At 60.2% G+C, this 24,556-nt stretch carries 21 protein-coding genes; 7 read left to right on the top strand and 14 right to left on the bottom strand.

Annotated elements, in window-relative coordinates; genetic code table 11:
• The first annotated feature begins 162 nt into the window (after positions 1–162).
• Both ACOYQJ_RS01535 and ACOYQJ_RS01530 read left to right on the top strand, forming a co-directional pair.
• Positions 163–1,116 (top strand): LysR family transcriptional regulator, encoded by a 954-nt coding sequence (locus ACOYQJ_RS01535; RefSeq protein ID WP_422904231.1) that lies wholly within the window; start codon positions 163–165, stop codon positions 1,114–1,116.
• A 27-nt stretch (positions 1,117–1,143) separates the two neighbouring features.
• Entirely contained in the window at positions 1,144–1,926 is a 783-nt protein-coding gene (locus tag ACOYQJ_RS01530) for a metallophosphoesterase (RefSeq protein WP_422904230.1), read from the top strand.
• Here ACOYQJ_RS01530 and ACOYQJ_RS01525 read toward each other — a convergent pair.
• Both ACOYQJ_RS01525 and ACOYQJ_RS01520 read right to left on the bottom strand, forming a co-directional pair.
• Entirely contained in the window at positions 1,921–3,672 is a 1,752-nt protein-coding gene (locus ACOYQJ_RS01525; protein ID WP_422904229.1) for a SulP family inorganic anion transporter, read from the bottom strand. The genes ACOYQJ_RS01530 and ACOYQJ_RS01525 overlap by 6 nt on opposite strands.
• Before the next feature lie 190 nt (positions 3,673–3,862).
• Positions 3,863–5,536 (bottom strand): bifunctional protein tyrosine phosphatase family protein/NAD(P)/FAD-dependent oxidoreductase, encoded by a 1,674-nt coding sequence (locus ACOYQJ_RS01520; RefSeq protein ID WP_422904228.1) that lies wholly within the window; start codon positions 5,534–5,536, stop codon positions 3,863–3,865.
• Between the two features lie 279 nt (positions 5,537–5,815).
• On the opposite strand from ACOYQJ_RS01520, the gene ACOYQJ_RS01515 reads away from it, so the two are divergent.
• Both ACOYQJ_RS01515 and ACOYQJ_RS01510 read left to right on the top strand, forming a co-directional pair.
• The gene (locus ACOYQJ_RS01515) at positions 5,816–6,250 is read left to right on the top strand and encodes a universal stress protein (protein ID WP_422904227.1); all 435 of its coding nucleotides are present in this window, start codon (positions 5,816–5,818) and stop codon (positions 6,248–6,250) included.
• A gap of 27 nt (positions 6,251–6,277) precedes the next feature.
• A complete protein-coding gene (locus ACOYQJ_RS01510; protein ID WP_422904226.1) occupies positions 6,278–7,825 on the top strand; it encodes an alanine/glycine:cation symporter family protein in 1,548 nt (515 codons plus the stop codon).
• Between the two features lie 99 nt (positions 7,826–7,924).
• Here the strand turns inward: ACOYQJ_RS01510 and ACOYQJ_RS01505 are convergent, their stop codons facing one another.
• Positions 7,925–9,274, bottom strand: coding sequence for an aminotransferase class III-fold pyridoxal phosphate-dependent enzyme (locus tag ACOYQJ_RS01505; RefSeq protein WP_422904225.1), 1,350 nt, complete (start codon positions 9,272–9,274; stop codon positions 7,925–7,927).
• Positions 9,275–9,401: 127 nt separating this feature from the next.
• On the opposite strand from ACOYQJ_RS01505, the gene ACOYQJ_RS01500 reads away from it, so the two are divergent.
• Complete coding sequence (locus ACOYQJ_RS01500; protein WP_422904224.1) at positions 9,402–10,220, top strand: N-acetylmuramoyl-L-alanine amidase; 819 nt, start codon at positions 9,402–9,404, stop codon at positions 10,218–10,220.
• 143 nt (positions 10,221–10,363) lie between these two features.
• Entirely contained in the window at positions 10,364–11,665 is a 1,302-nt protein-coding gene (locus tag ACOYQJ_RS01495) for a sensor histidine kinase (RefSeq protein WP_422904223.1), read from the top strand.
• A 54-nt stretch (positions 11,666–11,719) separates the two neighbouring features.
• On the opposite strand, the gene rpmE is transcribed toward ACOYQJ_RS01495, so the two are convergent.
• The 9 genes from rpmE to ACOYQJ_RS01450 all read right to left on the bottom strand — a co-directional run bounded on the left by rpmE (position 11,720) and on the right by ACOYQJ_RS01450 (position 19,975).
• On the bottom strand, positions 11,720–11,941 hold the full coding sequence (gene rpmE / locus ACOYQJ_RS01490; protein WP_422904222.1) for a 50S ribosomal protein L31: 222 nt from the start codon (positions 11,939–11,941) through the stop codon (positions 11,720–11,722).
• An 11-nt stretch (positions 11,942–11,952) separates the two neighbouring features.
• Complete coding sequence (gene rplS / locus ACOYQJ_RS01485; RefSeq protein WP_422904221.1) at positions 11,953–12,336, bottom strand: 50S ribosomal protein L19; 384 nt, start codon at positions 12,334–12,336, stop codon at positions 11,953–11,955.
• A gap of 291 nt (positions 12,337–12,627) precedes the next feature.
• Positions 12,628–13,092, bottom strand: a complete 465-nt coding sequence (locus ACOYQJ_RS01480; protein WP_422904220.1) for a GNAT family N-acetyltransferase — start codon at positions 13,090–13,092, stop codon at positions 12,628–12,630.
• Between the two features lies 1 nt (position 13,093).
• Positions 13,094–13,903, bottom strand: coding sequence for a tRNA (guanosine(37)-N1)-methyltransferase TrmD (gene trmD / locus ACOYQJ_RS01475; RefSeq protein ID WP_422904219.1), 810 nt, complete (start codon positions 13,901–13,903; stop codon positions 13,094–13,096).
• A gap of 57 nt (positions 13,904–13,960) precedes the next feature.
• Positions 13,961–14,761, bottom strand: coding sequence for a hypothetical protein (locus ACOYQJ_RS01470; RefSeq protein WP_422904218.1), 801 nt, complete (start codon positions 14,759–14,761; stop codon positions 13,961–13,963).
• Between the two features lie 637 nt (positions 14,762–15,398).
• Positions 15,399–16,301: a fructose bisphosphate aldolase gene (locus ACOYQJ_RS01465; protein WP_422904217.1), complete on the bottom strand. Its 903-nt coding sequence runs from the start codon at positions 16,299–16,301 to the stop codon at positions 15,399–15,401.
• Between the two features lie 148 nt (positions 16,302–16,449).
• Positions 16,450–17,796: a cytochrome P450 gene (locus tag ACOYQJ_RS01460; RefSeq protein ID WP_422904216.1), complete on the bottom strand. Its 1,347-nt coding sequence runs from the start codon at positions 17,794–17,796 to the stop codon at positions 16,450–16,452.
• The gene (locus ACOYQJ_RS01455) at positions 17,793–19,085 is read right to left on the bottom strand and encodes a hypothetical protein (protein ID WP_422904215.1); all 1,293 of its coding nucleotides are present in this window, start codon (positions 19,083–19,085) and stop codon (positions 17,793–17,795) included. The genes ACOYQJ_RS01460 and ACOYQJ_RS01455 overlap by 4 nt, the downstream gene beginning before the upstream one ends.
• A 140-nt stretch (positions 19,086–19,225) precedes the next feature.
• Complete coding sequence (locus ACOYQJ_RS01450) at positions 19,226–19,975, bottom strand: cytochrome c biogenesis CcdA family protein (protein WP_422904214.1); 750 nt, start codon at positions 19,973–19,975, stop codon at positions 19,226–19,228.
• A gap of 138 nt (positions 19,976–20,113) precedes the next feature.
• Between ACOYQJ_RS01450 and ACOYQJ_RS01445 the strand changes: the two genes are divergently transcribed.
• Positions 20,114–20,338: a sulfurtransferase TusA family protein gene (locus ACOYQJ_RS01445; protein ID WP_422904438.1), complete on the top strand. Its 225-nt coding sequence runs from the start codon at positions 20,114–20,116 to the stop codon at positions 20,336–20,338.
• Between the two features lie 77 nt (positions 20,339–20,415).
• Here ACOYQJ_RS01445 and ACOYQJ_RS01440 read toward each other — a convergent pair whose 3' ends face one another.
• Both ACOYQJ_RS01440 and ACOYQJ_RS01435 read right to left on the bottom strand, forming a co-directional pair.
• The gene (locus tag ACOYQJ_RS01440) at positions 20,416–21,225 is read right to left on the bottom strand and encodes a hypothetical protein (RefSeq protein ID WP_422904213.1); all 810 of its coding nucleotides are present in this window, start codon (positions 21,223–21,225) and stop codon (positions 20,416–20,418) included.
• Positions 21,226–21,437: 212 nt separating this feature from the next.
• Positions 21,438–24,425, bottom strand: a complete 2,988-nt coding sequence (locus tag ACOYQJ_RS01435) for an Rne/Rng family ribonuclease (RefSeq protein ID WP_422904212.1) — start codon at positions 24,423–24,425, stop codon at positions 21,438–21,440.
• Between the last annotated feature and the right edge of the window lie 131 nt (positions 24,426–24,556).

Genomic DNA, 24,556 nt, shown 5'->3' with positions numbered 1-24,556 from the left:
TCCTCCTGATCGGCCAAACCTTCCCCGCAGGCGCAAAACCACTGTCTGCGCCGGGGCCTGTTCGGTCTGTGCGGGGTGCAGCGCGATGGCGCCGCAGTGCCGATCATGGCAAAGGAAAATTCATATCGGAAATCGATTGTTTGTATGTTAACTATTTGTCTTATGAATTTTGCATCCTTCGACCTGAATCTGCTGCGCGTTCTCGATGCGCTTTTGGAAACCGGTTCGACCACCGAGTCCGGGGACAGGATCGGCTTGTCGCAACCTGCGGTCTCGGCGGCCTTGGGGCGTCTGCGCCAAGCGCTGGACGATCCACTGTTTGTCCGGCAGGGGCGGCGCATGGTGCCCACCGATTTTGCCCGCAGCCTGCGCGACCCACTGCGCAAGCTGTTGGATGAAACCCAGGCGCTGTTGTCTGGCCCGCAGGTTTTCGATCCGATGCGCACCACCGCCAGCTTCAAGATATCCGGCAGCGATTTCTTTGCCGATCTGCTGATGCCCAAACTGGCCGAACGGATGCTGCGGCTGGCTCCGGGCATTGTCGTGCAAATGGTGGACCTTGTGCCCGACAGCTATGCGGCGATCATTGACCGCCATCAGGCCGATCTGGCCCTGATCCCGCGCATGCCAGTGCCCGACTGGATTTTGCAGGAATCGCTTTTCCATTCGAGCTTTGTCACCATTGCCCGCAAGGGTCATCCGCGCCTGTGCCGCATCTTGCCCGGCGATGTCATCCCGATCGATTTGTTCTGCGATCTTGGCCATGTCCTGTTTTCGCCCGAAGGCAACCTGACCGCGATGGGCGACAAGGCTTTGGCGCAGGTCGGCCGCGCCCGGCGGATCATGATGACCATGCCGGTCTTTTCCGGGGTCTATACAGCAGTGGCGCAAAGCGATCTGATCGCCCTGATCCCAAAGCAATTGGCGCTGGAAAAGGCAGAGATGTTCGGGCTGGATCTTTACCAGCCGCCGATGCCCGTCACGCGGGCCGAGATCACAATGGTCTGGCATCGCCGCGCCGACCGCAATCCCGCGCTCCTTTGGCTGCGCCAACAGATCAGTGAATTGATGGCGCCGCTGGACGAAGGGCTTTCCCCTGATGCCCGCATTGTCTAGGACTCGCGCCAAGAACAGGAGCGGCAGATGACCACTTACACGATCGGCGACATTCACGGACAACTGGGCATGCTGGAAGACACGCTTGCCCTGATCGAAAAAGACGGCGGCAGCGCGGCGCGCATCGTGTTCCTGGGCGATTACGTGGATCGCGGTGCTAATTCAAAAGGGGTGATTGACCTGTTCCTGCGCGGTCAGGCCGAGGGCCGCGACTGGATTTTCATCAAAGGCAATCATGACCGCATGTTCCAGCGGTTCGTCGAGACCGGCAAAAGCGATGATGAGCGGATCTTGTCGGGCAAACGCTGGCTGCATGAACGGCTGGGCGGGGTGGATACCTTGAATTCCTATCTCGACACCACCGAGCTATTGCAAAGCCTGAACGCGCCAAGCGATCAGATGATCGACTATGGGATCGACCCGATCCCCCAGCCCCAGCTTGGTCAGGTTTTGGAGGCCCTGCGCGCCGCCATTCCCGAAACGCACCTGCGGTTCCTGGAGGGGCTTCAGCTGAACCATATCGAGGACGGCAAATTCTTTGTCCATGCCGGGGTGCGCCCCGGCGTGCCGCTGTCCTTGCAGCAAGAGGATGACATGCTGTGGGTGCGCGACGAATTCCTGCCCGACACACGCGACCACGGCGCCTTGATCGTGCATGGCCATTCGCCCGTAGAGACTGACTATCCCGATCTGCGCCCCAACCGTCTGAACATGGACACCGGGGCGGGCTATGGTCGCCCGCTCAGCGCCGCCGTCTTCGAAGGCGATCAGGTCTTGCACCTGACCGCCAAGGGCCGCGTTCCCTTATGAGACCGCGCGCAGGGGCTGTGACTTGAGCTTCTGCCAGGCGTCGTATTGCGACAGGAAAACCTCGCCCGTCAGTTCATCAAGGAAATGGCTGCGCTTCAAGCGATCCATGACCGGGCCTTTGACTTCGGAAAGGTGCAGCTTGATGCCCATTTCCTCAAGACGGCGGTTCAGTTCTTCCAGCGTTTCCAGCGCGCTCATGTCCACTTCGTTCACAGCCGGGAACATCAGGATCACATGTTTCAGCGGCTGATCGCAGGCCACCCGGTTCAGCACGTAGTCCTCAAGAAAGCGGGCATTGGCGAAATACAGGCTTTCATCCACGCGCAATGTCACGATCTCGTCCTGCGTATCCACCTGATGGCGGTGAATGTTGCGGAAATGCTGAGTGCCGGGAACAAGGCCCACCTCGGCCACATGCGGGCGCGAAGTCTTGTAAAGGTGCAGACCGATCGACAGGATCACCCCAGCGGACACCCCAGCCTCGACCCCGATGCCAAGGGTCAGAAAGATCGTGGCGGCAACGGCGGCGAAATCCACCTTGGAATAGCGCCAGGCTTTGCCAAGGATAGAGAAATCCACAAGGCTGAGCACGGCAACGATGATGGTTGCGGCCAGCGTGGCCTTGGGAAGGAAATACAGCAGCGGCGTCAGCAGCAGCGTCGCGATGGCGATGCCGACGGCGGTATAGGCCCCGGCAGCAGGCGTTTCAGCACCGGCGTCAAAGTTCACGACCGAGCGTGAAAACCCGCCGGTGACCGGGAAGCCACCCGACATGGCTGTCGAAATGTTCGAGGCCCCAAGGCCGATCAGCTCCTGATCCGGGTCGATGCGCTGGCGGCGTTTTGCGGCAAGGGTTTGCGCCACCGAAACGGATTCAACAAAGCCGATGATCGAAATCAGCAGACCCGAGATGAACAGCTGGCTCCAAAGATCGGGCGACAGGCTGGGCATGGTCAGCGGCGGCAGACCCATGGGCACTTCGCCGACGATCTTCACGCCTTTGTCGTTCAGACCGAACAGGAAGGTCGCCAACGTGGTCACGATCACCGCCCCCACTGGCCCGGCCTTGGCCAGAATATCAGCCATACGCGGCTTGAGCCCCATGTTCAGCAGCAAAGGCTTCAACCCCTTGCGGACCCAGAACAGGAAGGCCACGGCGAACACCCCGATGAACAGCGTGATGACATTGGTCTCGGACTGATGTTCGAACAGCGTTTCGACCAATCCGATCAGCGTGTGGCCGTGCATGTCGATGCCAAAGATATGTTTGAGCTGGCTGGCGGCGATCAACACCCCCGAGGCAGTGATAAAGCCTGCGATCACCGGATGGCTCAGGAAGTTGGCCAGAAAGCCAAGCCGCAGCACCCCCAGCACCAACAGGATCACACCCGAGATAAAGGCCAGCGTGCCCGCCGCGATGGCGATCTGCACCGGATCGGAAAGCCCCAGATTTCCAATCGCGGCCGCCGTCATCAACGAGACAACCGCAACCGGCCCCACCGCCAGCGCCCGGCTGGTGCCAAAGATCGCATAGGCGATCAGCGGCAGGATGGAGGCATACAGCCCCATTTCCGCCGGAAGCCCTGCCAGCAAGGCATAGGCCAGCGATTGCGGGATCAACATGATCGTCACGATCACCGCCGCCACCAGGTCCGAGGTCGCGGTATCCCGGTTGTAATCTTTCGCCCATGTCAGGATGGGCAGGTAACGGGTAAAGCTGGAAGCGGTCAGCCGGGGCATTTGCATGGGCTCTGTCCTGTATCACCAAGTCGAAAAAGAGACTCGGGGTTTAGCGCGATTTGGCGTCTATATATTCAAAATTGAGAATTTGTGAAGGGGCAAACGCCTCCTGTTCCAAAAATGTTGTAAAAGCCCAAGCGAAAATCCCAGCATTTCAAGGGCTGTGCGCCCCGGGCCGGACCCGGGGCGCAGCGTTTCACTTGGCCGAAACCTTCTCGGGCTTGGCCATCCACTCTTTGCCGCGCAACATGGCCTTCCAGTAGATCGGCGGCAGGATCTGCTCTTTCAGCAGCCAAGCGGCCCGGGTAGGTTTGGTGCCGTCGATGACCCACTTGGGAAAGCTGGGCAACAGCGTGCCGCCATAGCCGAACTCGGCCAGAACGATCTTGCCCTTCTCCACCGTCAACGGGCAGGACCCATAGCCGTTGTACATCGAGGTGGGCGATTTGCCGTCTATATCGGCGGCGATGTTGTCGGCCACCACGGGCGCCTGCATCCGCGCCGCGGCGGCGGTCTTGGCATTTGGCGCGTTCATCACGTCGCCAAGGCTCCAGACGTTGTCATAGGTCTTGTGCCGCAGGGTGGCCTGATCGACATCGACCCAACCCGCCGCATCCGCCAAGGGCGAGACGCGGATAAAGTCCGGTGCCGTCTGCGGCGGACAGACATGCATCATGTCAAAGTCGACCGTCACCTCGGTGGCCTCGGTGTCCGGCTTGGCGATCTTGAAGGTGGCCTTCCTGGCCGGGCCATCGACCGCCACGAGGTTGTGGAAGAAGTTCAGCGTCGCGTCGTATTTCTCGATGTATTTCTCAAGCGCCGGAACATAGTCCTTGACGCCGAACAGCACGCCGCCCGCGTTCATGAACTGAATGTCGATGTTCTTCAGAACGCTATTGCGGAACCAATGATCGCCCGACAGATACAGCGCCTTTTGCGGTGCGCCGGCGCATTTGATCGGCATCGGCGGCTGGGTGAACAGCGCGCGGCCCTTTTTCAGCCCCTTCACCAGCTCCCATGTATAGGGCGCCAGATCATAGCGGTAGTTCGAGGTCACGCCGTTCTTGCCCAGTGTGTCCACAAGGCCTTCGACGCCGTGCCAGTTCAGCTTGAGCCCCGGGCAGACGATCAGGCGATCATATTTCACCACCCGGCAGCCATCCAGGATCACCGCGTTGTTCTGCGGCTCAAAGGCCGCCACAGCGGATTTGATCCAGTGAACACCCTTGGGGATGAGGCTGCCCATGGTGCGCACGGTGCTTTCCGCCTCAAAGATGCCGCCACCAACCATGGTCCAGCCGGGCTGGTAATAATGCACCTCCGCCGGGTCGATCACTGCGATTTCGAGGTTCGGCTTGCGCGCCTTGAGCGAAGACGAAACGGCGATCCCCGCCGCGCCGCCGCCAACCACGACCAGGTCGAACTTTGCGTCACCCTCATCCGTCGGGGTCTTGCCGCCGTTGACGATGCGGCGCACAACGCCCGCCATGTCGTAGCCTGCCGCCTTTGTGGCTTGAAGGATCTCTGCCGGCGCCATGGTCTTGGCCTGGCTGAGCGACCACAAGGTCGCTGACCGCGTACCGGTGCGACAATAGGCGAAGATCGGGCCGGGCAATTCGCGCATCGCCTTGCCAAAGGCGTCGGCGTCTTCGTCCGTGACCTTACCGCTGACGATGGGCAGATTCCGAATCTCAAGGCCAGCATCGGCCGCCGCCTGGGCAATCTCGTCATAGGTGGGCTGGTCGGCACCTTCGCCGTCAGGGCGATTGCAGATGACCGACCGATATCCCGCCGCTGCGATCTCGGCCAGATGTCCGGGCGCGATCTGCGGCGAGACTGTGATGTCCTCGTTGATTTTCTTGAATTCCACGGCAGGTCTCCTCGGATCCGGGACTCAGATGATGGTCGCTTTTACATTCATAAAAGCGAATAACATATGGGTAATCCCGTCGCAGCGGCCAAGGCCTGCGCCAAAATTCGTCCCCATGACGCAAATGCAGTGAAATTTTCGCCTGAATTTCTCGTCTTTCGCGCAAAATTCGGGCGCATTCACCGGAAAGCCAAGCATTTTAGGACCAATAGCCTGCGCAACCTCTGCTAACCTAGAGTTGTGCCAAGATAAGGCATGACATCTGACAGGGAGTTCAAGATGACCGACAAATTTGTCGTCGGCTTTGATGGCAGCGAAGCCGCCAATCGGGCGCTGGCGTTTGCTACGGGTCGCGCCCACGCGCAGGGGGGCAGCGTGGTGATTGCCCATGTTCTGGAATGGTCGCCCTATTCGTTCCTTACGCCGACCGAACTTGAAGAGCGTCACAAGCGCCGCAAAGAAGAAATGCAACGCGCGGAAACCGCGATCCTTGCCCCGGCCAAAGCTGCGGCGGAAAAAAGCGGGGTCCAGATCGAAACGGTGATCAAATACGGCCATATCGCCGAGACCATCTGCAAGATCGCCGAAGCCGAAGGCGCCACGCAGATCGTCCTTGGACGTGATGGGCATTCTTCCTTTGGCAGCCGGGTCTTCGGATCGGTCGCAGGATCGCTGGTGCAGATCGCACCGGTGCCTTGCACGATTGTTCCTTAAAGCGCTTCGACAGAACAGGACAGTTTCATGACAACATTCAAGACACGCGCGGCGCTGGCCGCTGCGGGACTGGTGGCCACGGCATCGCCGGTATTGGCACAGGCCCAGACCATCGACGAAAAGGTCAACGAGATATTCGCCAACTCGACCGGTTGGTTTGTTTCCGCGATCTTCAGTCCCTTTCCCGGAACCAGTTTCCCATGGATCGTGGCCTGGCTGGTGACCGCGGCCACGGTTTTCACGATCTACTTCGGCTTCATCCAGTTTCGGGCTGCCGCGCATTCGATCGCGCTGGTCAAGGGCGACTACTCCGATCCCGATGACGCAGGCGAGGTCAGCCACTTTCAGGCGCTCGCAACCGCCCTTTCCGGCACCGTCGGACTAGGCAATATCGCCGGCGTGGCAGTGGCCGTCGGCATTGGCGGGCCGGGCGCGACCTTCTGGATGATCCTCGCTGGCCTGATGGGCATGGCGTCGAAGTTCACCGAATGTACGCTGGGCGTGAAATACCGCAATGAATACGAAGACGGCACGGTGTCCGGTGGTCCCATGTACTACTTGACCAAAGGCTTTGCCGAGCGCGAACTGCCGGGCGGGCGGTTTTTGGCGATCATGTTCTCGATCTTCTGTATCCTCGGCTCGCTTGGTGGCGGCAACATGTTCCAGTCCAATCAAGCGCACCAGCAGATTTCGGGCATCGTCGGCGACTACCCCGGCTGGATCACTGGCGTGATCTTTGCCGTCATCGTCTTTGCCGTGATCATTGGCGGCCTGAAGTCCATCGCGCAAGTCACCGAAAAGATCGTGCCTTTCATGGGCGTGATGTATGTGGCGGCGGCGTTGATCATCATCGTGATGAACTATGACCAGATCGGCTGGGCCTTTGGCCAGATCTTCGCGGGTGCCTTTACCGGGCTTGGCGTGGCAGGCGGCATGGTTGGCGCGCTGATCCAGGGCTTCAAGCGGGCGGCTTTCTCGAACGAAGCGGGCGTCGGCTCCGCAGCTATTGCCCACTCGGCGGTGCGCACCAAAGAACCGATCACCGAAGGCTTTGTCTCCCTGCTCGAGCCCTTCATCGACACGGTGGTGATCTGCACCATGACCGCGCTGGTCATCGTGATCACCGGGCAGTTGGTGACCGATCCGGAAACCGGCCTCTATATCGTCGAAGGCGGCGCTATCAAGACGGCCACCGGAGCCTCGGGCGTTGGCCTGACCTCGGCAGCGTTCGAATCCGCCTTCTCGTGGTTCCCCTACGTTCTGGCCCTTGCGGTGGTCCTGTTCGCCTTTTCGACCATGATTTCCTGGAGCTACTACGGCCTCAAGGCATGGACCTACCTCTTTGGCGAGGGCAAAGGCAAAGAAGTGACCTTCAAGGTGATCTTCTGCATCTTTGTGGTGATCGGTGCAGCGGCCAACCTTGGCCCGGTGATCGATTTCTCGGACGCGGCGATCTTTGCCATGGCCGTGGTCAACATCTTCGGCCTCTACTTCCTGATGCCCATCGTCAAGCGTGAGTTGGACAGCTACCTGTCCCGCCTCAAGTCCGGCGAGATCAAGAAGTTCAAGCACTGACGCCTGACTTTCCACACACAGCAAAGGGGCCGCAAATCGCGGCCCCTTTTTGATTTTCAGCGTCCGGTTTGCCCGAGCCCCAAGCGACGGCCGGATCTGTCAGGCGGCGGCAAACCCCGCGTCCAGCGCCTTGACGATCACATTGACCTCGGGTTCGGTGATGGTGAGGGGCGGCGACATCAGGATGTTGTGTGCGCCCAGACGCACCATTGCCCCGGCCTCATAGGCGGTCTGGTGGATGCGCTTCATGGTGTCCATGTCCATCGGCGTCTTGGCCGCCTTGTCGCTGACCAGTTCGATCCCCGTCATCAATCCATGCCCGCCGCGCACATCGCCGATGATGTCGTACTTTTTCGCCAGCCGCTGCACGCCTTCGAACAGTTGCGCGCCGCGCGCCGCTGCGTTGGTCTTGGTGTCCAGACGCAGGGTTTCCGACAGGCAAGCGGTCACCGCCGCCGCCCCCACTGGATGCGCCGAATAGGTATATCCGTGATAGATTGCGCCCTCGGCATCCGAGCTTTCAAAGACCTCGGCCACCTTGCCGCCAATCAGCGCCGCGCCGACCGGGAAATAACCCGAGGTGATGCCCTTGGCGGTGCTCATCATGTCGGGCTTCACGCCCCAGTGCCGCGCGCCCGACCAGTGGCCGGTGCGGCCAAAGCCGGTGATCACCTCGTCCGAGATCAGCAAGATGCCATGACGGTCGCAAATCTCACGCATCAGCGGCATGAATGTCGCGTCCGGAACGATGACGCCGCCTGCCCCAAGGATCGGCTCCATGATCAACGCGGCGATGGTGTTCGCGCCCTGGAAGGCGATCTCGTCCTCAAAGGCCTGCGCGATCAGTTGCGCCAGCTTGGCCGGGTCGGTTTCGTTGAATGGGTTGCGATAGGGGTACGGCGCGGGCAGATGGAAACAGCCCGGCAAGAGCGGTTCATAGTTGATGCGGAACCGGTTGTTTCCGTTCACGCTTGCGCCGCCGAAATGGGTGCCGTGATAGCCCTTTTTCAGACTGATGAACTTGGTGCGCGTCGGCTCTCCGCGCAGGCGGTGATACTGACGTGCCAGCCGCATGCAGGTCTCGACACTGTCCGAGCCGCCCGAAGTAAAGAACACCCGTTCGATCCCGTCCTCGGCAAAAAACTCCTGTACGGCATAGGCGGCCTCGATCGCAGCCGGGTTGCTGCTGCCCGCGAAGGCGGAATAGTAAGGCAAGTCCTGCAACTGCGCGGAAATCGCGTCTTTGACCACCTGATTGGAATAACCAAGGTTCACGCACCACAACCCGCCAACCGCATCCACCGCCGTGTGGCCGTCAATATCGGTGATCTTCACGCCCTCGGCCCCGGTGATGATCTTGGGCGGCTGTTCTTGCATCTCGCGCGGGTGGCCCATTGGGTGCCAAAGCTGACGAGCGTTATTCTCTTTAAGGAAATTTGCGTCCTTCATGGGAAGACTCCAATGTGATTTGATCAAATGCTGACAGGCGACAGGACGCTTGTCCAGATGGGCGATACTTCTGATGTGGCTTCTGCCATATTAAGCTGCATAGGTTTTTCCACATGAGGCGATTTTCATGACCCTTCGTTTTGCCTGCGCCCTGTTCCTTGGCTTTTATGCAAGCGCCCTCTTGGCCGAACCCGCCACCATCGTCGTTCCCGGCGAACAAAGGCCAAAGATCACCGTGATCGACCAAACAGCCATGCGCGGCTTTGCCCAGGACAGGATCACCTATATCACCTTTCATCACGAAGGCTTTGCCGGTAATGATGCCGCCCTCTTCGCCAAGGCAAGCAAGGCCCGCCTGCGCCAAAGCGCCAGCCAGAGAGTGCTTAACATCAATGCTTATCACGCCAAAGAGGCAGGCCTTGGCATGATCGCCTATCACTATGCGGTTGGCCCCGATGGCAGTATCGTCAAGGGCCGCCCCGTCCGGTTCAAACCGGCCACAAAATCCACCGCCCTCGGCTCGAAAAAGCTGGCGGATTTCGACGGGCATTTTGCGGTCATGGCTTTGGGTGACTTCACCCATGAACGCCTGACCGACGCCGCGCGATTGTCGATGGTCAAGGTGATGTCCGAAGCACAGCGCCTTTACCAAGTGCCCACTGCACACATCCAGCCCCACATGGCCCACGCCCAGACCGCCTGCCCCGGCGCGCATATAATGGAAGAGGCCGAGGCCCTCGCCCGCATGGTGATGAGCTATTCGCTTCAGGCGGAACTCTCGGCGCGCGGTTGTGGGCCGATCACGCCGGATGGATTGATCGGCAAGCGCAGTCTGGCGGAATTTGAACGGTTTCGACAATCAGCAGGCGGCCAGTTCAGTTCCAAGACGCCCGAGGATGCGGCCTTGATGGAAATGCTGGCCAAGCCGGATTTGCGCTGCAAGTAAGTCCTTTGCATCATTCGCCACAATTGTCCAAAATCTCGAATTGATAAGTTTACTGATCATCAGCTTTTTGGCAGATTGAATCGGATGTGCCCCTACGTAAGGCACGCAATTTGGCAAATGGTTACCTGACTGGACCCCCCATGATGCTGGCCCACAGAAAAGAGATGGAACGTCTCTTTCAGGTTGAATATGGCGACCGCCCCGAGGTTGTCATCCGCATGCTTGGCGTGGGGCTGGGCGGCGTACTGATCTATGTCTACGATGGCTGGCTTTCGGCTTGGCTTTGGCCCGCCAGTTTCCTTTTCTTGCATGCGGTTTTCTACCTCTACCTCCGCAAGTACCGAAGCATCAACTCGGCCAGTGCAGCGCATTTTGCCGGCGTTCTCTTTGTCTTGATCCTGATCGCCTTTTTGTGGATGCCGGCCTATCTCGCGGGAACGAACGACCCCGGGTTGTCCTTTACCGGAACGATCCTGGTGGCAACCGTGGTCATTTTCCTGATCCGCCGCGCGGATACTTATGTCTGGATGATCACGGCGGAAATTGCGATCGTCGTTGCGGCGCTGATGTGGATCCTGATTTGCAAACTGCAGGAAATCGCCGATCCGGTTTCCAGAACGGCCGTGGTTGTCGCCACAGTCGCCATTTCGGGCTATATCGCGCAGGCCATGCGAAGCTCGCGAAGGACTCGCCTTGACGGTGAAGCTGCTGCGGAAAAGGCCGTTCAGGAACAAAAGATGTCGGCCATAGGTCAACTGGCGGGCGGCGTTGCACATGACTTCAACAACGTTCTGACTGCCATCAGCGGGAACCTTGAATTGCACGGTCACCTGACTGATCCGCGCGAACGCACGCACGTATTGGAAGAAGCACAAATAGCCGCAAAGCGGGCCGCCGAGGTGGTGCGGCAATTGCTGATCTACGCCCGCAAGGCCCCGATGCAGCGCGTTCAAATCGACGCGAACGACAGTGTCCGGCAGATGCTGACTCTGGCGCGCAGCCTCGTGCCACAGTGGGTGCGGATCGACCTGCACTTACAAGAACAGCCCGCGCAGGTTATAGTAGATGACAGTCAGTTTCTGACCGCCATGCTGAATATCGTTGTGAACGCAGTCGACGCCATGCCCAAGGGCGGCCAGCTGAGCATTGCGAGCTGCGAGGTCGATGTCGCGTCAGCCATGGCGATGATTGATGGCAGCGACCTTGCCATTGGCCGCTATGTGAAATTGAGCTTCACCGACACCGGCAACGGCATCCCTGACGCAACTCTGAACAAGGTGATCGAGCCGTTCTTTACCACCAAACCGCCGGGCAAAGGCACCGGGCTTGGATTGCCCATGGTTTTGGGGTTTGCGAGCGAAAGCGGCGGCGGGCTGGACATCGACAGCTCCGACAGCGGGACAGCCATATCTCTGTTCCTGCCTCTGACGGACTCCCCTTCCTGAAACGGAAAACGCCGCCCCGAGGGACGGCGTTTCCAATCAATTCGAAGCGTTGGTTCAGAAACCCAGACCTTCGTATTTCTTCTTGAACTTCGACACCCGGCCGCCTTGGTCCATCAGGCGCGAGTTGCCGCCGGTCCATGCGGGGTGCACGGTCGGATCAATGTCCAACTGCAGCGTGTCGCCTTCCTTGCCCCAGGTGGTGCGGGTCTGGAATTCGGCCCCGTCGGTCATCTTGACGGTGACGAGGTGGTATTCGGGATGCAGGTCCTTTTTCATCTCGTCTCTCCTTACGCGTCTGCGCCCTTGCGGGGCTTGTAGTGGCTGTCTTCTGCGATACGGGCCGACTTGCCGCGGCGATCGCGCAGATAATAAAGCTTGGCGCGACGGACACGGCCACGGCGCACAACCTCGATGGTTTCGATGTTGGTCGAGTGCAGCGGGAACACACGCTCCACGCCCTCACCGAAGGAAATCTTGCGAACCGTGAACGAACCCGCAATGCCGGCGCCGTTCTTGCGGCTGATGCAAACGCCTTCGTAGTTCTGAATACGCGTGCGGGTGCCTTCGGTCACTTTAAAGCCGACGCGAATGGTGTCGCCGGCCTTGAAATCGGGAATGGTCTTCCCGAGCGAGGCGACTTGCTCCGCCTCAAGCTGTGCGATCAGATCCATCTGATCTCTCCTTATGTCTTCGCGGTTTGCCCGCGGGTGATGTCTGGCCAGAGCTTTGATCCCGGAGGGAAAAAGATACGTCAGCTGTTCTTTGTTTGGCGAGGGGCCGGGTTAGGCACCCCCAATGACCCAAAGCACCGAGTCGCCCCGATGCTCTAAGTTGCGCCCGTATAGGCCGCAGCGCGACACAGATCAAGGATGGAATGCGGGAAGGCTGTTCAAGCCGCAGAGTGGGCAAACGGTTCAGACATCACGCGACCTTTGCTCGGCGTTCAACAAACGGGCGCGTCCCTACAGCACCTTCTTGAACCCCACGTGGCTGGCTTCGAACCCCAGCCCTTCGTAAAATCGGTGGGCGTCGCGTCGGCTGGCATTGGAGGTCAGTTGCACCATGCGGCAGCCGCGCGCCTTGGCCTCATCGACCGCCCACAGGATCATGCGTTTTCCCAGGCCGATGCCGCGCGTCGCGCTATCGACCCGGACCGCCTCGATCTGGGCGCGCCAGCTGCCGCGATGGGACATGCCCGGAAGATAGCTGAGTTGCAGCGTGCCGACGACGCGCCCGTCAACTTCGGCCACTACCAGATGCTGGTTGGCATCCTCCGCGATGGCCCGAAAGGCGGCGAGATAGGCAGGGTCCACCGGGTCGCTGACCACTTCGCGCGCCTTGCCCAGTTCATCATCGGCCAGCATGCGCAAAATCCCGGGGATGTCCGCCTCGATTGCCGGGCGCATGGTCAGGATGTGTTGGGACATGTCAGAGGTCCTTTCGGGATGCGTGGGCCTGCCACAGATCGGGGCGGCGTTCCTTCGTCAGGGCTTCGGACTGGGCCTGCCGCCATTTGGCGATCTCGCCGTGGTGGCCGGACATCAGAACATCGGGGATGCTCAAGCCGTTCCATTCGGCGGGGCGGGTGTATTGCGGATGCTCCAGAAGCCCGCTGGAGTGGCTTTCCTCAATCGCGCTGTCAGCATTTCCCAACACGCCGGGCAGCAGCCGCACCGTGGCGTCCAGCATGGCCTGCGCGGCGATCTCGCCGCCGGTCATGACGAAATCCCCCAACGAGACTTCGGCGATGCGGTAATGGTCCAGTACCCGCTGGTCGAGCCCTTCAAAGCGGCCGCAAATCAGGGTGACCCCCGGCAGCGCCGCCCAGTTGCGCGCCATCGCCTGATCGAACCGCCGTCCGCGCGGCGACAGATAGACCAAAGGCCCGGGTGCGCGGCGCAGCGCGTAGTCGATGGCACGGCCCATCACATCCGGGCGCAACACCATCCCTGCCCCGCCGCCGGCCGGGGTGTCATCGACATTGCGATGCTTGCCTTCGCCGAAATCTCGCAGGTTGACGGTTTGCATCTGCCACAGCCCGTCCTTCAGCGCCTTGCCGGTCAGGGACATGCCAAGGATGCCGGGAAAGGCCTCGGGGAACAGCGTGATGACCTGCGCGCGCCAGGCCTGCGCCAGATCGGGGTTGTCCTCCATCAGGCTGCGCGGTTTCAGCGTCGGGCGGATGGTCTTGCGCCCGTGGGACTTGGTTGGAGGAGAGGTCTTGGGGGGAGTATCCATCGGCGCGCTTCCTTCTTTGCGCCCTGACTAATCCGAGCAACCGGTCAGGTACAGCCCCTAAGGCGCGCGCGGAACATCCGGAAAATAGTCTTGCGCGCGCGGTTCCGCGATCAACGCTCCGCTGCACAGGCACCAGTTATCGCGCGGATAGGGCGCGCGGCCGGGGTAATCGGTAAACAGCCCCACGGGCGCGGGCCAGCGCGCCTCTCCGGTCAGGTCAGCCAGCTGCGCCAAGGCCATGGAAAACTGCTGATCTTCGCCTGCCACCGCGTCGCGCGGGGACAGAGCGATCTCGGCCTGCGGATATTTTCCGTCATTCACGGCTTCAATCACCGCGCGCAGGCGATCAAGCAGGGCAATGTCGCCACATTGTGCCGCACGGACAAGCCTGCCGCTTGTCACCAGATCAGCCATGTATCTGGCGATGCTGGCCCTGTCGCAAGCGGGTTGTTCAATGCACCAGAGGGCCGCCTCGCGCTGGTTCGAATCCGCTTTGTCGTGTTCAAGGATCACGCGGTGCCAAAGATCAGGATCGGGAACGCCCATCGCTTGCAGCGCAGGCAACAGACCGCTTGGCGATGCACCGTTGGTCTGCTCGGTCCACAAACGCTGCGTTGTCTCCAGCGCGTTTCGATTTCGGTCGTGGATGGCGCGCCGGGCGGCGATTTCATTCACCCCGTCGCGCAGATCCAGCATCAGATCGGGCCGCACAAAGTGTTGCGCCAGCGCCCCTGCCTCTTGTGGCGGGGCGCGCAACAGGCGGTCAAGCACATCAAGTTCGCACACAAGATCAGGCGGCAGATCCCCTGCCCAGGTATAACCCCAGCTGCGCATGACGCGGGTCAGGACATCGTTCACAGCGTCCTCACGACTGGGCGGGAGATTTCGATCTTCAATGAGCGGAATCGAGGATTGCAGCAATCGCAGGCGCGCTTTTTCGGTATCCGAGGCGCTGAGTGCAAACTCTGTCGGCTGACCGCGGAGCAAGTTCTGTGTCGCGGCGCGCGTTGTCTGCTGGCTTCCGAACGAGGCCCAAAGACTGAAGAAACTGCCCGCACCACTCAGTGCAAGTGTTGCGGGCATACTCATTGCAGGCAGAGGCAACAACAAAACCGCCAGTGCCGGAGCAATGGCCAAACCAGCAAGATACAAACGACGCACTGTCACAATTAAAAATCCGCTCTGCGTTACTAGAATGCGGCTAAAAATTGCCGAGAATTATGGCGGCAGCAGGGTGCCGCTTGGCGGTTTTCAGGTCCGGGATTTCTGCTTTGGCAACACTCTGGACCGATGAAACCGGGTTGTGCAGCAAGCCGGGCCAATCGAAGAAGAGCGGCCCAAACCGCGCGCAACCCCAGCGAGAAAAAAGTTGACGCCTGCGTTTTGAACCAACTTCTGTGGACGAATCACGCGACAAAAAAACGGGACAGAAAGGCTGTGCGCCTTTCCATCCCGCCAGAGCTGAGCGCTTGAAACGCCCGGTCAGAAACAACCCTCAGAGAGAGGCCTGATAGATCTTGTCGATATTACTGCCAAGCGCGGCATTGAATTCACTGTCGGACATCTGCTTGGTCAGCCCCTCGGCCAAGGCACGGCTGAACGACGCGATCATCTTGGGCTGGCGCGCCAGACGTTCGCAGGCCTCGTCGGTGGAATAACCCCCCGAAAGCGCCACGACACGCACCACATTGGGGTGATCTGCCAGCGAGTCGTACAGGCCGTCCTCGGTCGGGATCGTCAGTTTAAGCATGACGCGCTCGCCCTCGCCCAAAAGATCAAGCTGCGCGGCGATCTTGTCCTTGAGGATCGCTTCGGCCTCGGCCTTGGTGGGCGAATGGATGTCGATTTCGGGTTCGAGGATCGGGATCAGGCCCGCATCCACGACCGAACGGCCAAGCGCGAATTGCTGACCGACGATGGCAGTGATCCCGGCCTCGTTCGCCTCGTGAATGACCGAGCGTTCCTTGGTGCCAAAGATCCCGAAATTCCGCGCGTCCTGAAGCAGTTCCGCCAGACCGGGGATCGGCTTCATCAGTTGCACGCCATTCTCTTTTTCTTCCAGACCTTTGTCGATCTTCAGGAAGGGGATGATGCCGCGATCTTCCCAAAGCACCGCAGGCACAGGCTTGCCGTCGATCTCGCCGCGCATGGTGCGTTCGAACAGGATCGCGCCCAGCACCTTTTCGCTGGTGAAATCCGGGGCCATGATAATGCGCGAGCGCATGGCGTGGATCTCGGCGAACATGGCTTCATCGCCATCGTATTGGTCTTCTTCAACGCCATAAAGACGCAGCGCCTTGGGGGTCGAGCCGCCCGACTGGTCAAGAGCCGCAATAAAGCCCTTGCCCGTGGCCATCTGCTGGACCTGCTTTTCAAAGGTTTCGGGATCTTGTGCCATCTCTGTCCTCGTCTGAAAAATTCGCATTTACAATTTGAATAGACGAGCGTTCGGCCTCTGGGTAGTGGCGCGCGGCGGCTTTATCGCTAACAGTCGGAAAGTATTTTCCAAGCCCGAGTGTAAGACGCGCGTTCAAGCGAAAATCGCGTCACCGTCTGCTGACCTTCAACCAGATACCATCCCGCGACCGCACGGTCAGATGCGCCTCTGGGACGGGCTCTTTGCCTGCCACCGGCGCCACTTTCATGTCGCGCAGCAAAAGCGACAGCAGCAGAACCCCTTCGACCATGGCAAAGCCCGCCCCGGTGCAGACGCGCGCGCCCGCCGAAAATGGCATATAAGCCTCACGCCCGCAGGTCTTGCCGTTTTCGGTCTGCCAGCGTGCCGGGTCGAAGTCATCCGGACGGTCCCACAGCCGTTCATGACGGTGCAAATGCCAAGGGCTAAGCACCACCTGCGATCCCTTGGGCAAGGTGCGGTTGCGAAAATGTTCAGGGCAAGTCGTTTCGCGCACCATCATCGGGACAGGCGGATAAAGCCGCAGCGCCTCGCGGAACACATCGCGGCTGACCTTCAGTTTCGAGACCTCGGAAAAATCCCCCGAAAGCGCCTGCGCCTCTGCTGCCACTTTGTCCTGCCACTCAGGATGCGTGGCCATCAGGTAAAGCGTCCAGGCCAGCGCGCTGGCGCTGGTTTCGTGGCCGGCCAGAAAGAAGATCGCCACCTGATCGACCATCTCCTGCGCGTCAAAGGTCTCACCGGTTTCCGGATCGACGGTGGTCATGATCTTGGTCGCCAGATCGTCGGGTGCGGTGCTAGACGTGATCTCGGCGGCGCGGGCTTCACACAGGCCGGAGATCAGGGTGCGGATGCGGCGGGCGGTGGCCTTGGTGTCCTTGCGGAAAAACCGCGGCATCCAGTTTGGCAAAGGCACAAAGGCAGCAAGGTTCAGGATGGGCTGACTGCGCTGATAGGTGCGGAATTCGTGAAAGACCTGTTGGGCCACCTCGTCTTCGATCGGGATCGAAAACAGCGTGCGAAAGATCACATCGGCGGCGGCGTGGCTGGTGAACTCTTCAATCTCGACCTCCTCGCCCGCCCGCGCGATCAGCCGGGTGCGTGCCGCATCAGAGGCGGCCCACATCGCGGCAAAGGTTTCCCGCAGGCGCCCGCCCTCGAACGCCGGATCGATGATCCGCCGCTGGCGCTGCCATGTCGCGCCATTGGTCAGAAAAACGGATTCCCCCAGCAAAGGCCGCAGACCTTCGCTGATCCGCCCGGATTTCGGGAAATCCATCGGCCGATCCTTGAGCACGGTTTTCACAAGGTCGGGCTGGTTGACCAGATACGAGCGAAAGAACGGCGTTTTGAACTCGGCCATCCAGGCGCGATAGAGTCGTGCCGGCTGGGCAGACAAGATGTCCTGCCGAAAAAGTTTGACGTAGCGCCAAAGCGAGACGCGATCAGGCCGCGCCTTGGGCTTTGGCGGGATCATGCGGCCATGCTCGTGAATTTGGACACCGCGTGATCAATTCGGCTCGCCGAGGGCGGGCGATCTGCGTAGCGCGTGCCAAGGGTCAAAGGCCCGGCGGTGATCTGGAAATAGTCATAGTCCAGCGGCGCATCAAAGGCGCAGAGATACTGGAAATGCAGCCGGAAAAAGCGCCAGCGCAGTTCCTTCCAGCGTTTCGGCGACAATGATTTGGTGAACTGCGCCGAAAACACCAGCGGCCAGCGTTTGTCGTCAGGGGCAACCCCCGAAACACTGACCGGATCACAAAGCGCAAAGGCACAGCCATCGCCTGGGGCCGTAACATCGATCCAGGTGAGCTCGGACCTTGCGGACAGATACCGAAGATCGGCGCGCAGACGATCGGCGTTGCGCAAGAACGAGACCATCGGCACCACCTGCCCAAGACTGAGGAACGACAGTTTCGGCCCATCACCCGGCACCTGTCCGGCGCGGATCAAATCCGACAGGATCGAGACCGCCAGATGCGCGCCCGAGCTGTGGCCGACAACCAGCACTTCGTCGACGTCCTGATGCAGCGCCTCGACGATCACCTTGGCGAAATCGGCCATGCGGGCCTCAAGCTCGGGCGGGTTGGCGCCCTTGTACCGCGCGGAATAGGCGTAATCATGCATCAGATAATAGGCAAAGAACTTCCCGTCTTTCTTCTTGAACCAGCGCAGCAGGAGCCAAAGCGCCGCGATCATGCCGACAAGATAGGCGGTTGAACCCAGCATCTTGTGCGCGGCAAACGCCGTGCTTTCGGACCCAAGCGGCACAAAGCGCGTCAGCCATGCCAGCCCCAGACCCAGCAGATGGCCCGCCAAAAGCGCGACCAGAAGCTGCACCAGCAACATGCCAATCGGGTACAGCGCCGCGATCACAGGGCCCTTGCGCAGGCGCATCAACCGCCAAAGCGCACCCGAGCCGATGTATTCCCACGCGGTGCGGATCAATTGCGCATAGGTCGCGGGGATCGAGGTTTCCATGCTGTCGCGCACGATATCGGACCAGACCAGCACCTCGACATCGGCCTGCACGGCGGTGCCATTGATAGTGCTCTCGACATGCCAGCCGTAATTGCCGCCGCTGGTCTTGGGGCTGAGCGCGATCTCGTAGCCTGAGATTCCGGCCTGCGCCGCGCCTTCCTTACGGTATAGCTCGCGATAGCGGCGGGGATGGATGGGGTCATAGCCCGGAATGTAAAAGACCCGGCGGCGCGTCACCTCGGGCTTTGATCCCATTTGCGTGGGACTGACCTGCTGATTGCCCATTGCCCAAGACCTCTGATTGCGAGGCTACAGTAGCGGCGATTTTCGGCAAGAGTAAGGCCTGTGTCGGGCGGGTTGGGGGGCGTTGCCCCCGTCCCTTCGGGACTCCCCCAGGGTATTTGGAACAAAATGAAGACGCGAGGTCAGCCTAGCGCGCCAAGCGCCGGGAAGGTGTCGAGCAGCCAGAAGGCCAGCGCCGAAAAGCCCCCGGTCAGCATCAACAGACCAATGGTCCAGAGCAAGAGACCCATGGCGCGTTCAATCTGCTCCATGTGGCGCTTCATCCATGACATGGCGCCAGTAAGTTTTGGCAGGAAGGCCGCAACCATCAGGAAGGGAATCCCAAGACCCGCCGCATAAACGCCCAACAGCAGCGTACCGCGCGTCACCGACGCCTCGGAGGCGGCGAGCGAGAGGATCGCACCCAGTTGCGGGCCGATGCAGGGCGTCCAACCAAAGGCAAATGCAAGCCCAAGCACATAGGCGCCAAAGGCGCTGCCGCCGCGGTCCCCGGCGTCCAGACGCGCCTCGCGGTCAAGAAAACCGATGCGATAGACGCCAACGAAATGCGCCCCGAAGATCATCACGATGATGCCCGCCAGCGTGTTGAACTTGTCCTGATACTGCAGAAACACCGAGCCCACCGCAGAGGCAGCGAACCCCAGCAGCAAAAAGACCGTCGACAGACCAAGCACAAAGAACAGCGCGGCCATCAGCACTTTGCCGCGTCCCGTGTCCTTGTTCATGTCGCCCAGCGACACACCGCTCATGTAGGCCAGATAGGGCGGCACCACCGGCAGCACGCAGGGCGACAGGAAAGACACCAGTCCAGCTAGAAGCGCCACGAACATGGCGGGCAAAAGCGATGCGTCGATGATCTCGATTCCAAACATAGGTAAGGGGATAGGCGATTGCGCGGGCGCCGTCACCTTGGCTTTGAGTCACATCCTCGTGGTGGATTGTGACAAGCGCGCATAATCCGGTGCAAAACGGATTCCCTTTTGCTGTGAAAGGCTTTAATTCCCGTGGCTATGACACATGATCTCGATGCAATCGGGCTCCTCTGCCCCCTGCCCGTCCTCAAAGCCCGCAAGCGGCTCAAGAGCCTTGCGGTGGGCGATCGGCTGATCGTGCGCACCGATGATCCTGCCGCTGTGGTGGACATGCCGCATTTCTGCATTGAGGCCGGGCACGATTTGGCCAACAGCCGCGAAGATGGCGCGGTGATGATCTGGGAAATTGTCAAAGGCGGCTGACGGTTCGCTGTCCGGCAGAATTTGATGGAACGGCCCCTTGGGCCTTGCCGATGCCACGCCCGAGACATTCCTAAGGGTCAGGTGTCGTCCATCATGACTTTTGGCACCGAATGGATCATTTCCTGCATCGCCTGTTCCGCATTGCGATTCAGCGAACCGTATAGCGCATCATCAAAGTCTGTATCACTCTGGTCCAGGATCATCTGTCGATACTTGTACAAGTCTTCTTCCGATAGGTCCGACACTTGGCCATCGAACGTCAATACGGGACTTTTTGTGCCAACCAGCGGACGCACAACGGAAAGCACATTTTCCGGCACATCGCGTCGCTCAAGATTGGCAATCGACTCCTCATCAAAATGACGCGTCGCTTGCTCGGCCTTGCGGCCCTCATCCGTCACGGCCATGACAGCATTTGCGTAGGTCTGGTCCAGATAACTCGTGCCCGCCCTCACCGCTTCGCGGGTCTTTTGATAAAATTCCTGCAACCGTTTCAGATAATCGTTGTCTCGGTACACAATATGCTCAACCGAATGATCGAATTCTCGCAAATACCCAGAGATGGTTTCGACGTGTTGGCGCCGTGCCCGCATGAAATCCGTGAGCAGGTCGTGATTTACCTTCAGGCTCATCAGGTGTTCCTGATGAGTTTTGTTCAGGTTTGCCAATTCCTTATGAAGCTGAGCATCCCGGTCTTTCTGTTTCTTCTGAAAACTCTGATCGCGTTTCGTCAATTGGTCGCGAATGTCCGCTTCGTAAAGCTTCAAACGTCGTTTGAACAAATGGTCGAGCAGCAAGAATGAAACCGCCCAAAGCACCGCGAACAGAACAAGCGGCCACAGAGGCACGCCTTGATCGATGATTTCCTGGATGAGCTGCGACGGCATGTCTTCCCTCCTTCAGAGCATCGCTCGAGCGGGACAATACCACAACAGTGCGTCCAGTCGGCCTGTCGCATCGACGGCACATCACATCTTCAACTGCCGTCAGGCGACAAGGTCACAAAATGTCGTCGATATACGAGCCTTCAAACCGCATCACAAAATGCAAAAGGACGGACCATCGGCCCGTCCTTTTCGTAATGGTCCGGCGTCGCGGTTTAACGGCCCAGCGACCACCAGCCGCGTTTCTTCGGCTTGTCCGGGTCGTTGTCCGAGACCGTTTCAGCGACCGGTTCGGGCTGCGGAGCAGGCGCAGGCTCGACTTCCGCTTCTGCGACGGCTGCGGCAGGTTCGGATGCCTCGGCCGGGCTGGTTTCGACGGTTTCATCGGCCGTGCCAACAACCTCGGCGATCACCTCAGAGGCCTTGCGCCGGGTGCGGCGCGGTTTGGCAGCGGTCTCTGCTTCGTCAGCGGGTTCTGCTGCACTCTCTTCGCTGGCCACAACCGGAGCTTCCTCGGGTTGTGGTGCTTCAGACGGGGCCTCGACCACAGCAACTGTCGCTTCGGCTTCGACCTCGGGCGCCACATCAACGGTTTCCGCGACGGGTGCTTCGGCTGCTGCTTCGCTTTCGACAGGCTCGGGCGCTTTCTTTTTGCGCGTCCGGGTCCGTTTCGGCTTGGGGGCCGGTTCAGCATCAGCCTCGGTCGCCTCGGCGGCTTCGGCCTTGGGGGTTTCCGCATCAGCGGTTTCCGCCTCGTCGTCGCTTTTCTTTGACCGGGACCGCGAACGCGACCGGGAGCTGCGCTTTTTCTTGGGCTTCTCTTCACCCGTCTCAGCGCCCTCTTCGGCAACCGCGTCAGTGGCGACCTGAGCTTCTGCCTCGGCCTCTTCCGTTTTGGCTTCGACGACTTCGGCCTGGGCCGTCTCAGAGCCGTTGGCGCTTTCGCCCTCCTGCCCTTCGGACGCGTCTTGCCCATTGTCCGCATCACCGGACTTGGACCGCCGACGACGCCGACGACGACGCTTTTTCGGTTTGTCATCCTCATCCGTCGAAGGCGTTTCCTCGGGAGCGGCGGCCTCGACCACGGCTTCGTCTTCTTCATCCTCGATGGCTGCGGCCGCAGCGGCGGCTTCGTCAATCTTGTCCATTAAAGAGGCATCGACCGACACCACGGGCGATGACACCTCGGGAACGGCCCGCGTCGCCGTCTTGAACTTTTCAAGCGTGAAGTCCGGGGCAATCAGATGCACGTCGCCTTCGATCCGAACGGCCATGCCATAGCGGGCCTCGATCATCGCGATATGTTCGCGCTTGGCGTTCATCAGGTAGTTGGCGATCGACACCGGGCATTTGACCAGCACTTCGCGCGAACGGCGGCGGGTGCCCTCTTCTTCGATCTGGCGCAGCACCTGCAGGGCCATGTTGTCGTCCGAACGGATCAGGCCGGTGCCGTGGCAGGCCTGACAAGGCTGGGTCGTCGCCTCGATCATGCCCGGGCGCAGACGCTGGCGGGACATTTCCAAAAGGCCAAAGCCGCTGATACGGCCGACCTGAATGCGGGCGCGGTCGGTTTTCAGCTTGTCCTTGATCTTTTTCTCGACGGCGGCGTTGTTCTTGCGCTCGTCCATGTCAATGAAGTCGATGACGATCAGACCGGCCAGATCGCGCAGGCGCAACTGACGGGCCACTTCTTCGGCGGCTTCAAGGTTGGTCTTGGTCGCGGTTTCCTCGATGCTGCCTTCTTTGGTGGCCCGGCCCGAGTTAACGTCGATGGCCACCAGCGCTTCGGTCACGCCGATCACGATATAGCCGCCGGATTTCAACTGAACCGTCGGGTTGAACATGCCCGACAGATAGCTTTCCACCTGATGGCGCGCGAACAGCGGCATCGACTCGGCGTAATGTTTCACGTTCTTCGCGTGGGACGGCATGATCATCTTCATGAAGTCCTTGGCGATGCGATAGCCGCGCTCGCCCTCGACCAGAACCTCGTCGATCTCGCGGTTGTACAAATCGCGGATCGAGCGTTTGATCAGGTCGCCCTCTTCATAGATCTTCGCCGGAGCGATGGATTTCAGCGTCAGCTCTCGGATCTGCTCCCAAAGGCGCTGAAGGTATTCGTAGTCGCGCTTGATCTCGGTCTTGGTGCGGTTGGCACCGGCGGTCCGAATGATCAGGCCCGCGCCCTTGGGCACGTCGATCTCATTGGCGATGGATTTCAGTTTGGAGCGGTCGGCAGCATTGGTGATCTTGCGGGAAATACCGCCACCGCGCGCGGTATTGGGCATCAGAACGCAATACCGGCCTGCCAGCGACAGATAGGTTGTCAGAGCAGCGCCCTTGTTGCCGCGCTCTTCCTTGACGACCTGCACCAGAAGAACCTGACGGACCTTGATGACTTCCTGGATCTTGTATTTGCGCGGACGCGGTTTGCGGCGTGGGCGAATGTCTTCTTCGGTGTCGTCATCGGCGACGGATTCGATATTTTCATCCTTGTCCGAGGCTTCAGTGGCCTCGTCGTCAGACTCGTCCTCGTCGTCATGCGCTTCCACAACCGCAGCTTCGGCGGCCTCTTCGGCTTCCGGTTCAGCCGCATCGCTTTCAGCCACGGGGGCTTCGGCGACTTCGGCTGCGACTTCGGGTTGACCGTTTTCGCTGGGCTCTTCTACCGGGGTTTCTTCGACCGTCGCCATCGGCGACAGACCTTCGCCCGGCGCGCCGGCTTCAAGTTCATCGGCCTCGTCGCCAAGGTCGATGGTCTCCATACCGTTGATTTCACGGCGCGGTTCGAGCGAAGGTTCGGCTGTGACGACCTCATCATCCGTCTTTGCGCTTTCCGCACGCGTCGGTTTGCGACGCGACCGGCTGCGCGGGCGCTTTTTCGGGCGTTCGCGTTCTTCTTCTTCCTCGGCAGCCAGCGCCGCCTCTTCCTCCATCAGGGCCTGACGGTCCGCGACGGGGATCTGGTAATAATCGGGATGGATTTCCGAGAAGGCCAGAAAGCCGTGACGGTTGCCGCCGTAATCGACGAAAGCCGCCTGCAACGAGGGTTCGACCCGCGTGACTTTGGCTAGATAGATATTTCCTGCAAGCTGTCGCTTGTTTTCGGATTCAAAGTCGAATTCCTCAACCTTGTTTCCGTCAACCACCACAACGCGGGTCTCTTCCGCGTGGGTGGCGTCGATGAGCATTTTCTTTGCCATGTTGTCCGTTTGCACAGGAAAACGCCCTCGGGCCCGGGTGGGGCCGAAGGGCGTGTGCTGTGTCTTGTCTGAGCGAGGTGGCGCGCGCGGGCATGGAGGGACTGTTTGATCCCTGCCTCATGCCTCGATGT

This window comes from Pacificoceanicola algae, from assembly GCF_049341065.1.
GTDB lineage: Bacteria > Pseudomonadota > Alphaproteobacteria > Rhodobacterales > Rhodobacteraceae > Pacificoceanicola.
The sequence above is the reverse complement of the archived record's forward strand: the minus strand, read 5'-3'. Positions and strand labels throughout refer to the sequence as shown.